We start from the raw sequence: 12,766 nt of genomic DNA, 5'->3' as shown, positions 1-12,766 counted from the left end.
GCCTCGGAGAAACTGCCCAGCCGGTCAGGCGGGTTAAACCCTCAATGAGGGATTAAAAGGTGTCCAGTGTATTTCTGATCTTTTTAGAAGTTTTATAATGAGAAGGAGTAAATCCAGTAATCTTTTTAAATTGAGTAGAAAGATAAGCGGCACTTCCAAAACCTAATGTATCCGCAATTTCGGTGATGCTGAGTTCATCATATTCCAGCAATTCTTTTATGCGCTCTACCTTGAGTTCATTTTGATAAGTCTGAATACTTTTCCCCTCAGTCTTAGAAAATATAGAACTTAAATGGCTGTAATCGAAATGAAGTTGATTACTCAAGGTCACCGATAAGTTTTGATTATTCTTAAGCTTTTCCTGAAAAATATCATTTAAGATGATCGCCTTGATCTGCTTTACTATACGTTGATTTTTTTCTGAAATAACTTCAAAGCCAAGCTTTTTAAATTCCTTCTGAAGATTTTCTGTCTCAATTGAATTGATGGGTGTGCTAAGCTCAATAGTTCCTAATGTAATAGTTCTATAGGAGATATTATTGCGGTCTAAGATGTCACGAACTGCATGGATACAGCGATCACAGACCATGTTTTTAATATGTAAAACGTCAATTTCCATGTTATAAAATTTAAACTTGAGCTTGCCAGTATTGTGAAATTGACAAGCTCAGTTTAATGTTAACTAATTAGTTGCTTGGTTATTAATAACTTCCTCAACTCGGCCACATTTTAGCATTTTATCACCAAAATAGGGGTTTCTAATTTCTGAAGAAGAAGAATACCAGTAATCACCTTTTCCTTCAAAAGCCATAGGGCAAAATTGCTTATAGATCTCTCCAGAAGAAACTGATCCAGTTAAGACCACTTCCATTCCATTAGTGATCTTTGAAAAAGCTTCACGTTGTTTATTAATGTCTGTTGCTTCTGCTAATTGTTTAGTAGCATCCAATAAAGTTTGCTCTGCCTTAACTTCTTTTAAACTTTCCAACAACATGTTAGCATGCTTCTGTGCTTCAGTATTATCTGATGCTACTAATGCCGATTTCACTCCAATATAATGCTCGAAAGCTGCTTGAGTGGTAGTTTCCTTGAACTGAACATTTATCACTTCTTCCACATTTAATATTTCTGTAGAATCTGCTTGGCCTTCAGAATTCATCTCTTCATCCATTACTGTCGTGGTTTCTTCGTTTTTATTCTTGTTATCTCCACAGGAATAAAATCCAAAACTTGCTACCATAGCAGCTATCATAAAACCGTTTCTAATTTGCTTTTTCATTTCTTTTCTTCTTTTTATTTTTATTCAAAACTTTTCTAATACTTGGTGACGAGGTAAACCATAGGGTAAATCCACTTAAAACTGTTAATAACCCTAGCACAGAAAACGAACGCAAAAGTAAGTTATTAAAATCATCTCTTGCTTCATAATCCATAGTATGCGTCATCCATAAAAAATCGAACCAACGCCAATCCCGATGTCTTATACTTTCAAATTTACCATTTTCTACAGCAACATATGCCTTAATATTTTCCCAAGACTTATAAGAGATCACATAAGCAGGCAATGGCTTCCCTCTGTATTCATGATGCTTATCTGTATCATTTATTTTTTCGATATTTGAAACCTCCAGCTCCTTTAAAACATGCTTATTTGCCACGGCTAATGCATCTTCTTGAGATATTCCTTTAAGCTTTGTTCCGCTTATAGCATTAAAAAGGCTAGTTTCATTTACCCAATAAAAGGGTCTTTTACCAATCTCCATTAATTCTAAAGATGTTATTTCTGAATTTAACTGAAGCTGAGAAGGACTTATTAGATTACTAAAACTAGCTTCTTCTACGTTTGCTTTAAGAAACTGATCTCCATGAATTTCGTCTATATCTGTCCAGCTAAAATACAAACCACTAATTGTCCACATTAAAAACTGAATCCCGATAAATAAACCCAGATACCGGTGTGTTTTTCTGATTTTTTTAGCGGTGTGTCTGTTTACCATTATATATTAATTTATTTATTTAGGATTTAAATAGTCCTTAGCGATAAAGAGCGAGTGCGAAATGTCTCATATACTTTGTGCTTTTCACCAAAATTAATTCATTATAAAAGATGAAGTCCCCAGGAAATATATCCCGGAACACTTCATCTTTCCTACTATTCCTAATAAATAAATTAGATGAATAAGTAATTGAATCTCAACTACTGCTTTTTGTTATTTTTCATTTCAGCCTGATGGGCTTTCATTTTAGCTTGCATTTTATCCATCATTTCTGGATTCTCATGTAAGAATTGGATCATTTTATCCATCATCTTTTCAGCCATCTCCGGGTTCGCCTTCATTTCAGCATGCATATTTTGCATCATAGCTTCTTTCATAGAAGGATCTTCCATCATTTTAGCCTTCATTTTATCCATCATCTTCTTCTGCATTTCCGGATCCTTCTCCATTTTATCCTGCATCATTTTCTTCATTTTTTCCTGCATCTCAGGATTGGCTTTCATAACTTTCATCATTTTGCCATCCTCCATCATTTGCATATGATCTTTCATAAGCCATTTATCACCCTCAGCTGAATTATGAACAACTTGCATGAAATCCTTAAATTTGGTTTGATCTGTAGCTATTTCTTTATAAACTTCATTTCTAAATTCATTTTCTGCCAAAGCTTCAGATGCTGTTTGCGTAGTTCCACAGCTTACTGCTAGTAAACTTAGAATTGCTACCATTGATACTCGAAATACATTTTTCATAATTTTAAATTTTAGTTAGTCATTAATAATATTTAAACTCATTTCCTTTCACATTACATTTCCTTTTTTTGTCCGGTATGTCTTATTACAATTTTGTAGGGCTAATTTGGAGTATAATTTCTAGAAGAGGAATGTGTCTTTAAAATTTTCCAAGATCCATCTACTTTTTTAAGAACAGAAGTTGCTACTCCCTTTTTACTAATAATTTGTGCCTTTCTATTTTTCTCCTTATTAGGCTTTAGATCTAGGGTGTAGATATAGGTTTCTGCAGTAAACGCATAAGGAAGATCTATTTGAGCATCTATAGTATAATCTGAAAAGGTGAAACTATTAAAATGACTCAGTTCTGGCCCAATGTGATTTTCTATATAATTTGCATAAGTACCTTCAGCCCCACCAGATTCAAAAACCTGCGAATCTTCAGAGAACAATTCCATAGTCCCTTCTGTGGAAAGATTTTGAAAGGCATCTTTATATTTCTTCATATGAGCTATTACCTCATTCTTTTCCTTTTCTACATCTACCTCTACCGCTTCAATTTCCATTGGCATTACCTCTGAGCTGGTATCCTTGGTTTCTTCCTTGCAGCTATAGATTCCTAAAATTATAATGAGTGATAATAGTAAGAATAGATGCTGTTTAAAAATACGAGTAGTTTTTTTCATTTCAAATATTGAATTTATTGATTATAAAGATGAAAATACTTTTATTAGTTTAATTGAGGACTAACGCCACTTACATGAATATTTGAAGTTTTATTTGAGAAATAAGATCAACTGATTGAAAGAAATTTCATTCTTCTGCCCTTTCCAGCAAATCTCTTAGCAATTCACATTAAATACTATCAAGTACTTTATTTATCCAGTTTAACACTAATTTCTTTTCAGACTTGGAAATTTTGGCATCTCTGTGAATTAATGTGTAGGATTCCAACGGCATTTCATCCTGTTCTACCTGCCTAATAAAAGATTTTAATTTACTTTTCTTTCGTCTATCAGAATAATCTCCAAACTCACTAAAATTTAACTCTTCACTTCCATGCTTTATATGATCTTCTAAAAGCATGGCCAAAGGTTGAATCTTATTATACCATGGATATTTAGTGTTGTTGCTATGGCAATCATAACAAGATGTGCGTAACATGCTTTCTACTTCCTTTGGCGGATTGTAAGTTGCAATAAAATCTGTTACAGGTACAACATCACTTTGGTTACGAGTAGTAGGAATAAATTGGATTCCTATTAGCGCAACCAAAGCAACAATTGCAATTATTTTCAAAATTCTGATCACTTAGATCTCTTTTTGTACAGTTCCACACGTAAGCATTTTACTACCATAATAAGGGTTTTTAATCTCCTTAAATTCACTTAACCAAATTGCTCCTTTTCCATCGTTGAACATTGGACAATAAGCTTGAAACAGTTTTTTTGAGGTTCCCGTGATTGCAATCAAGTCGGCCACATCTTTACTTAGAATCTCGAAATGTTCTCTTTGATGGTCAATCGTATTTTCCGCAATATGTTCTGCATGTTCTTTTGCATCTTCAATAATGTCTGTAAGTTCTTTATTTTGTTCTGATGAATAAGCTGATTTGTCAAATTCAGCAAATAAATTTGCTAGAACAGCCCCAAAAGTTTTCGCTTCTTCCGTATTATCTGCAACCAAAGCATTTTTAAGCTCTAAATAGTTCACAATAATAATATCGGTTGCAGATTTATCTTGATCAATTGCCATATTATCAGATGAATTCATTGAGGAATTATTCATTTCCATATTATCATGTTCCATCTCCATATCGTCTTGATCCATTTCGTGATCATCTTCTTTCTTAGAATCTCGGCATGATGTCAAGGTGAAAGCTATTATTGCCAGTAGCATTACTCCTAATATTGATTTTGATTTTTTCATTTGTTTTCTTTTAAATATTACTGATAACCTTTTTTAATTTTTTCGTAATTTCTTCTGCTATATCTTTTAATTCTGAATTCTCAATAGCTTGCATAGAAGCTAATGGATTAACGGCTGCAATTTCAATAGAATTGCCATCGAGTTGCTGCACAATTACATTACATGGCAGCATAGTTCCTACCTTATCTTCCGCTGTTAAAGCCTTATGTGCATAAGGGGCATTACAGGCACCCAAAATTCTATAATTCTGAAAATCTACATCCAGCTTCTTTTTAAAAGTAGCTTTAATATCGATATCGGTTAAGACACCGAATCCTTCTTTCTCTAATTCTTTGGAAACTTTCTCTATGATTTCTTCAAAATTCCCTTTAACTGTTTTATTAAAATAATAATTCATAGTTGATTTATTTAATGTTTATGTTTCTAAATGTTCTTATTCTCCTTGTATCCTTTTCCAAAAGTTTCGTCATCTCAGTTCATCCTTCATATTAACTAATATCAATTTCATCATTTCAAGATCATGCCTTGTTTCATTATCATCTATCCATCATATTATTTTCACAAGCCTAGTTATACTCTAAGGTAATTCATTAGGTTAAAAAAAATAAATTATTCCCCAACTTACACTAAGATGCCTACTCTGTTTCTACAGTTTTGTGATTTAGAAACCATTTTTCACCGAAAAAAATAAGCAAAATAGAACCTAGGGCTATCCCAATTAGTATTGGATCATTTTCAATTTTAATCCATACAAAAGCAAAAAGCACCACAATATCCAGAACAAGGGCACATATCACAATCCAAGGCTTAAAATCGATCTTATTTTTTAAGTTTCTTAAAACGCCCCAATGAACGATGATATCCATTACTAAATAATAAATAGCGCCTAGGGAGGCAATTCTTGTTAGGTCAAAAAAGATGGTTAGGATAATAGCAATCACAACAACATATACCAACATATGCTTTTGCACACTTCCCGTCATACCAAAATGGCTATGTGGGATCAATTTCATATCCGTTAACATAGTAGTCATCCTGGAAACGGCAAAAATACTAGCTATCACACCAGATGCGGTTGCTATTATTGCAATCCCTACAGTAAACCACAAGCCAAATTTCCCAAATAATGGTTTTGAAGCTTCAGCAAGGGAGTAATTTTTCGCTTCTACGATTTCCGGAATGGAAAGGTTTGAAGTAACACCCCACGAAACCAGAAGGTATACCACTGCACAAATTGACAAGGAAATAATAATCGTTTTACTCACATTCTTGTGAGGGTCTACTATTTCACCACCACTATTTGTAATAGTAGTAAAACCTTTATAAGCCAAAATAGATAAGGCCAATGCACCCAAATATTCCATTACCCCATTTTGAGGTGCACCACTTGGAACTAAATCTGTTACTACAAAACCAGAAGCATAAATCGCCCCGCCGGCAAAAATCAACAATCCTCCAGTCTTAAGAACTGCCATAATGAGGGATGATTTTCCAATCACCTTATTCCCAAGAATATTAATTAAAAAAGCTAAAATAAGAAGCCCTACCCCCAGAGCAGGTACTAAAAATTTATTGTCATTCACATCGAACAACTGTAGGGTATAAGTTCCAAAAGTACGGGCGACAAGGCTTTCATTAATAATCATAGAAAAGGTCATTAATAATGCCGCGAAGGCTGTAATAATTCCCTTTCCATATGCTTTTTCCAGATACATAGCAATGCCTCCCGCCGAGGGAAAGGAATTAGACATTTTAATATAAGAATAAGCGCTAAAGCCAGATATAATACCTCCCACCATAAAAGCAATGGGGAAATATTTACCTGAAAGTTCAGCTACCTGGCCCAATAATGCAAAGATTCCAGCACCAATCATTACATTGGTACCCATGGAAATAGCACCAATTAGACTAAGACTATTCTTTTTATATTTCACCATTTATTAAAACCTTATAGATAATCCACCACCGGCACCAAATCTGTTATCATAGCTCCCCATTAAAGAGAAATTTTTAGATATAAAATATTCGAGCCCTGTGCTCCAGGTCTCTTCTTTTTCAAAATTATCACCTTCAGGAAGCTCATCTACCCATCCAAAATCTGCCTGAAATTCATATTCCCCAAATAATACCAATCGTGGAAAGATCATGATTTCCCGAGCCAGGCTTATTTGAGGCCTCAACTTATTATCTACACGAAGGTCGAGGGCAAACATATAAGGAGTAAAATACCGAATACCCCCAATAGCCGTGGTACTGAGTTCTTCTATACTGTTTTCCATTTCATTCTCTACATTCACACCACCAAACAGTCGCACCCAGTCATTTAAATAATATTCATAGGTGAATTCTGCTTCAATATTTTCATTCCATCCGTATTCAGCCAGGGCAGTAAATTGATTCCTGATATTGGAACTCACCACATTTAATTCTGTCATGTGGGATGCAGCATCTACCATCCCCCAGGTATAAAATTTATTGGTTTCTCTTATAAGATTGCTTACTGGATAACGTTTCATTCGTTCATCCCTTTTAGTATCATAACTTATAACTCTTGCCATACCTGAATCCAAGTGATACAAAATGTGGCAATGGAAAAACCAGTCTCCATACTCATTTCCATAAAATTCAATAGTTACCTCCTTCATGGGCGGCACATTAACCGTGTGTTTTAAGGGTGAATATTCCCCGTTCTCATTTATTACCCTGAAAAAATGTCCATGAAGGTGCAAAGGGTGGTGCATCATCGTAAGATTATTAAAAGTGATGCGGGTAACCTCATCGCCTTTAATTTTTATCTTATCTGATTCAGCTAAAGGCACCCCATTGAAACTCCAGATGTAGCGAGCCATATTCCCCGTTAAATTCAATAGAATTTCAGTGACAGGAATATCTTCGTCATAACTTGTCTTTTCAGGAGATTTCAAATAATCATAATTATATTCTGAAAACATACTCATGCCATCAGATTCTTCCATTTTCATATCTTTCATCCCATCCATCGACATATTTTCTGTAGGAGAATTAACCATTTTCATGGTATCCTTCTTCATTTCCATTTTCGAATCATCCATTCCAGACATCGTGGAATCTTTTTTCATTTCCATCTTAGAGCGATCCATTTTGGAATGGTCCATCCCTGTCTTAGAGGAATCTTTCTTCATCTTCATATCACCATGGTCCATCCCATCCATTTTCATTCCCCATTTTTCCTTGAGTTTATAAGGATCTGGGTTACTAGGATTAAATTGCAAAGCAGGAGCACCCATTTTCATTTTCATCTTGGCCATTTTCTGCATCATCCCTATCTTGTCGGGTCTTGCTACTTCGGGCGCCGGAAGTATTCTCCCGGTGCCAAGAAAAGCAGAGGCAGTACCCGAACCATCCTGTGCCATAATTTTGAATTCTATTTTCCCATCATCGGGGATGGTCACGATAAAATCATAAGTTTCAGCAACAGCAATAAAAGTTTTATTTTTTTGAACCGGTACCACATCTTTCCCATCAGCAGAAACCAACGTAGGCATATTACCTCCAAAAGTCATCCAAAAGGAAGTTGATGCTGCACCATCTATTATCCTTAGCCTTACCTTTTCACCGGGTTTAAACTCAGGGTATTCTATTTTTTCTTCTCCATTTATTAAAAATGCAGGATAGTATATATCAGCAATATCTGCCCCTTCCATTCGCTGTCTCCAAAAATCGACTTGTGCGCCCAAAGCACCTCTTGCAATTACCTGGTTAAGAGGAGTTGCCGTTCCTTTTTTGATATTGTACCATTCGGTTCCCCTTTTCAGGAATCTAAGGACATTCTTGGGTTTTTCATTAGTCCAGTCTGAGAGCAACAGTACCAGATCTTTATCATAATCCAGTAGCTTTTCTTTTGGATTTATCAATAAAGAACCATACACCCCGCTTTGTTCCTGCAACATGGTATGCGAATGATACCAATAAGTACCATGCTGTTTAATTTCGAATTCATATTTAAACGTTGTTCCCGGCATAATGGGTGGTGTGGTAAGATAAGGGACACCATCATAAAAATTAGGTAGTAACATGCCGTGCCAGTGAATGGAGGTTTCCACATCCATTTTATTTTCCACATAGATCACAGCATATTCCCCTTCGGTAAATTCGAGGGTCGGACCGGGAATACTTCCATTTATGGTCATTCCCATTACCTCTTTTCCTGCTTTATTTACAGACTCCTGATTTATCGTGATTTTATATTCCTTTACCGGAAGATTATTAACATTTCCTTCCACCGAAGCTTCCAGTTCATTCTGACAATATCCTGAAGCTCCTGTAATTAGGGCTAGAATAAATAGGTGTATTTTCAATTTCATATTATTCTTTACTTAAAATGACTATTCTAAAGTTCCAGATTATTAACTTAAGTAAGTCAAGGTTTTTGTATAAAAAACAACATCGATATTTAGATTTCGATGGAGATAGCATGTGTGACCAATCTAATTTTTACAGATGCTATTAATATTTATTCATTCTCCAATCTTTCGATCATTCTTTTCATTTCAGTTATTTCCCTTTTTTGGGCTTTTATAATGTCTTCTGCCAATTTCTTCACCTCTGGATCTGATATAGCTGCACGCTCACTCGTTAAAATTGCAATGGAATGGTGTGGGATCATCGCTTTCATCCAAAGCACATCCCCAATAATTGGACTTTGAGCCCTTACCAATCCTAATGCACCTAAAAATAGCACCAAGCTCCCTACATAGATCGCAATGTTCTTTTTCTTGTTTGTATACATGTTTAGCATAAGAGATAGCATTATAACCGCCATTGCAGATATTCCTAAACAGCTCATATAAAATCTTGTGAGACTGAAATACACATGATCAATTGCATAAGTGTTTAAGTACATTGTGATATACATAGCCAGAAAGGATAAACCAAGCATCAGGAAAAACTTAGCGTAATTATTTCCTTTCATTTCGTGTTGACCTTTTTCTTGTGAATTCATATTGGTTAGTTTCTGGTTATCACACTAAAGTATTGTAAAACTGCCTCTTAAGTTGTTAATATTTTGGGTACTATCTATATTATTTGGTCTAAAGAATTCCTAAAATCCTCATTTAAGCCTTTATATTCTGTCAAACTCATGCCTGTTTCATTCTTAAACTGACGAGATAAATAATTCATATTATTATAATCTAAAAGCTGACTTATCTCTGTGAAATTATACTCCTGAGACTGGACTAATTCCTTTACTTTTTCAATCTTCAGTTTTATAAAATACTTCTCAATAGTGATCTTTTCAGTAATCGAAAATATCTTGCTGATCTTGGAGTAATCAGAATTAAGATGAGCCGAAAGTAAGTTGGATAGAGTCCCTTCAATTTTAAGAGGCAGATTCTCCAATAGGTTGATCAATTCGATTTTAACAGCTTCAGATAGTATTGATTCAGGGCTGCTAATAAGTATAAAACCATTCTCGACTAGAACCTGATTCAATTTCTGCTCATCAGAAATTTCGTCCTCGGTATCTATTATCACTCTTCCTAAAACAACTTCCAAAGTATTTACTCCACTAGCATTTAATTCATTTCTCACCACTTTTATACAGCGGTCGCAAACCATATTTTTTATGTAGTATTCTTTGGTCATGAGTGCTAGTATTTATTAAAATCTCTCTTTTAAAAATTTTACTTTTGAAGAACTTCGAATGGGATCTCAATCTGAGAAGTCTCCCAAGCCAAAGAAATCACACCCATATTCTCTTTCTTTTTCTTTACATGATAAACAAGCGATTCTTGGATTTTCTCTAATTTATTAAGCTTAACATTTGTGACTAGTATGTCTTCTGCTTCACTATACTCATCCTTACCATGCTGATCCCAGTTAGAATTGAACATCACTTTCCAAGACTCTTTTCCCGGAACTACGAAAAATCCATATTTCCCGGCGGGCAAAACTTTACCACCTATCTTCAATGCTTTGTTCGTTTCTATCCAAGTTGCTTTATGAGCCCCTGCTTGCCATACGGTGTTAAAGCCAACCAAACCTCCAAAAACCATTCTGTTTCTAACACTTGGAGAAGAATAATCTATATGCACATGCGCATCTCCAACCATCGCCATCGCACTTGTGTGGGGACTCAATACTTTTTTAGGAGTTGTCGATTCCTGTTTAGTTTCAGAATTCATATTATGATTTGAATGCTCATTTTGTGAAAAAGCACCTAAACTAATTAGGGCAATACAGCTTGTTATAATTGTTTTTTTCATGATTTTATCTTTAAAAGTTTAGTACTTGATTTATTGCTAAGAATATTAAGATGAATGAAACTATTCCATAGACCAATCTGACACTCCATTTTTTATATACCGATTCTGGTTTCACATTCCCTACTTGACAACACTTTTTCATTTTATTGTAGTTTTTAATTCCCCGCAGGTTATCATAGCGCTACCGTAAAAAGGATTTTTAACTTCTGAAGAAGCACTCAACCAATCGGCTCCCTTATTATTATCTGCCATAGGACAATGCAACACATAAAGTTCTTTATTGTTTAACTGAAAGGTTTTAACCATTCCAATCATTGTTTCTGAAAACTCATCAAAACTGTTCCTCATCTCCTTAATCTCTTTGGCAGAAGCCATTGTATTTGTAGAGGCTAGCAATTCCTTCTGAAAACTTTCCCAGATCTTTCCAACTTGGCTGTTAAATTGTGATTTATTGATGCTCTTTATTTGATCACCCATTTTTGTATTTAACTTTTTTGCTGAAGAAAAATCGTCTTCTACAAGTGCGTCTTTAAACTTTAAATAATTAGACAAAACAGCTTCAAATTCCTGTTTTTCTTTTTCTGAAATAGCAACTTTAATAAAGGCATCCTCTTTATCTGTATCTATTTTTGGGTTCATCATGCTAGGCCTTCCAGACAACTGTACCGAAGCATCTACCGTAAAAGTACCGTTGCTAACTATTTCGTCACCTGCTAGCAAACCTTCAGTCACTATATAAGAATCCCCTAAAGCAGGGCCCAAAACAACTTCTCTTAAAATAAATTCAGCTCTATCTCCTAGAGTTTCTTTTATATAAACCACAGATCGCTTTCCTGTCCACAATACTGCAGACTTTGGGATGACTATTTCTTGGGTTTCTTTTCCAGAGATGTCATTTACCACTACTCCAGAAGCAAACATTTCAGGTTTTAACTTCCCTTCTTTATTATTAACCTCAACTCGAGCAGAAGCTACTCTGGTTTGGCTATTTATCAAAGGATCTATAAAACTTATTTTTCCTTCAAAAGTTTCCCCCGGTAATGAATTTATGGTGTAAGTGATCTTACTTCCTTCTTTTACCCAGTTCAGGTCGCTTTCATAAAGATCGAAAAGCACCCAAACCTTGGAAAGGTCGGAGATCTCATAAATTGGCATTCCACGTTCTACATAATCCCCAAGATCTACCATTTTTTCTGTAACAATTCCATTTACATCTGCGCTAATTGGAAATCGCTGAATTGCTTTTCCGGTAGATAAGATCCTGTTGATCTGTGAATCGCCGATCTTCCAGTTTCTCAGCTTTTCCTTTGCTGCTGCGAACAACTCCGGCTGACTCTCTTTAATACTTTCAGCTTGCAGCAATTCCTCTTGCGCAGTTACCAATTGTGGTGAGTATACAGTAGCCAGGGTTTGACCTCTGCTAACTTTCTCTCCGGTAAAATTTATTGAAAGTTGTTCTATTCTCCCCGGGATGTGGGTAGATTGAGAATACGCATTTCGCTCATCTACTTGTACTTTCCCGTTCAGTCTCAATTCCTTGTTAGCACTTCCCTTTCCTACCGTCATTGTAGTGATGTTTGCCAATTTCATGGCGTCTTCACTCATTGTATAGTTTTCAGATTCTAGATTATCGCTTTTTAAAGGAATAAGTTCCATCCCACAAATAGGGCAATTTCCTGGCTCAGATTGTCTGATTTGCGGATGCATAGAGCAGGTCCAAATCTGGTCTGCGGTTTCCCCAAGGTGATCATGGATTTCCTTGTCCTCAGAATTAGAGTTTGAAGGTTTTAAGATCCAACCAATACCAGCTCCAATAATTAGAGTTGCAATTACGATAAGTATTATTTTTTTGTTTTCCATCTTA

At 35.2% G+C, this 12,766-nt stretch carries 14 protein-coding genes; all 14 read right to left on the bottom strand.

The window, feature by feature from the left end:
* Window positions 1–52 precede the first annotated feature (52 nt).
* Complete coding sequence (locus ES724_RS12050) at window positions 53–619, bottom strand: helix-turn-helix domain-containing protein (protein WP_146933258.1); 567 nt, start codon at window positions 617–619, stop codon at window positions 53–55.
* A gap of 63 nt (window positions 620–682) precedes the next feature.
* The gene (locus tag ES724_RS12045; protein ID WP_146933256.1) at window positions 683–1,279 is read right to left on the bottom strand and encodes a DUF3347 domain-containing protein; all 597 of its coding nucleotides are present in this window, start codon (window positions 1,277–1,279) and stop codon (window positions 683–685) included.
* The gene (locus tag ES724_RS12040; RefSeq protein WP_146933254.1) at window positions 1,263–1,997 is read right to left on the bottom strand and encodes a hypothetical protein; all 735 of its coding nucleotides are present in this window, start codon (window positions 1,995–1,997) and stop codon (window positions 1,263–1,265) included. Before ES724_RS12040 ends, ES724_RS12045 begins: the two co-directional genes overlap by 17 nt.
* Before the next feature lie 200 nt (window positions 1,998–2,197).
* Window positions 2,198–2,749 (bottom strand): hypothetical protein, encoded by a 552-nt coding sequence (locus tag ES724_RS12035; RefSeq protein WP_146933252.1) that lies wholly within the window; start codon window positions 2,747–2,749, stop codon window positions 2,198–2,200.
* A gap of 101 nt (window positions 2,750–2,850) precedes the next feature.
* Window positions 2,851–3,414: a nuclear transport factor 2 family protein gene (locus ES724_RS12030; RefSeq protein ID WP_246136867.1), complete on the bottom strand. Its 564-nt coding sequence runs from the start codon at window positions 3,412–3,414 to the stop codon at window positions 2,851–2,853.
* Between the two features lie 169 nt (window positions 3,415–3,583).
* Window positions 3,584–4,036 carry a heme-binding domain-containing protein gene (locus tag ES724_RS12025; RefSeq protein ID WP_146933287.1) on the bottom strand — a complete coding sequence of 151 codons (453 nt, stop codon included), beginning with the start codon at window positions 4,034–4,036 and terminating at the stop codon, window positions 3,584–3,586.
* Between the two features lie 3 nt (window positions 4,037–4,039).
* Window positions 4,040–4,657: a DUF3347 domain-containing protein gene (locus ES724_RS12020; RefSeq protein WP_146933250.1), complete on the bottom strand. Its 618-nt coding sequence runs from the start codon at window positions 4,655–4,657 to the stop codon at window positions 4,040–4,042.
* 10 nt (window positions 4,658–4,667) lie between these two features.
* Window positions 4,668–5,054: a DUF302 domain-containing protein gene (locus ES724_RS12015; protein ID WP_146933248.1), complete on the bottom strand. Its 387-nt coding sequence runs from the start codon at window positions 5,052–5,054 to the stop codon at window positions 4,668–4,670.
* Window positions 5,055–5,292: 238 nt separating this feature from the next.
* A complete protein-coding gene (locus ES724_RS12010) occupies window positions 5,293–6,594 on the bottom strand; it encodes an APC family permease (protein ID WP_146933246.1) in 1,302 nt (433 codons plus the stop codon).
* Between the two features lie 3 nt (window positions 6,595–6,597).
* Complete coding sequence (locus tag ES724_RS12005) at window positions 6,598–9,000, bottom strand: multicopper oxidase domain-containing protein (protein ID WP_146933244.1); 2,403 nt, start codon at window positions 8,998–9,000, stop codon at window positions 6,598–6,600.
* Window positions 9,001–9,149: 149 nt separating this feature from the next.
* Window positions 9,150–9,638: a DUF305 domain-containing protein gene (locus tag ES724_RS12000; RefSeq protein WP_146933242.1), complete on the bottom strand. Its 489-nt coding sequence runs from the start codon at window positions 9,636–9,638 to the stop codon at window positions 9,150–9,152.
* A gap of 74 nt (window positions 9,639–9,712) precedes the next feature.
* Window positions 9,713–10,282 (bottom strand): AraC family transcriptional regulator, encoded by a 570-nt coding sequence (locus tag ES724_RS11995; protein WP_146933240.1) that lies wholly within the window; start codon window positions 10,280–10,282, stop codon window positions 9,713–9,715.
* Between the two features lie 38 nt (window positions 10,283–10,320).
* The gene (locus ES724_RS11990) at window positions 10,321–10,902 is read right to left on the bottom strand and encodes a DUF2911 domain-containing protein (RefSeq protein ID WP_146933238.1); all 582 of its coding nucleotides are present in this window, start codon (window positions 10,900–10,902) and stop codon (window positions 10,321–10,323) included.
* Between the two features lie 138 nt (window positions 10,903–11,040).
* A complete protein-coding gene (locus ES724_RS11985; RefSeq protein ID WP_146933236.1) occupies window positions 11,041–12,762 on the bottom strand; it encodes an efflux RND transporter periplasmic adaptor subunit in 1,722 nt (573 codons plus the stop codon).
* Window positions 12,763–12,766: the final 4 nt, after the last annotated feature.

It is taken from the genome of Gillisia hiemivivida (assembly GCF_007997295.1).
Lineage (GTDB): Bacteria > Bacteroidota > Bacteroidia > Flavobacteriales > Flavobacteriaceae > Gillisia > Gillisia hiemivivida.
This window is presented reverse-complemented; position numbering and strand designations above follow the sequence as displayed.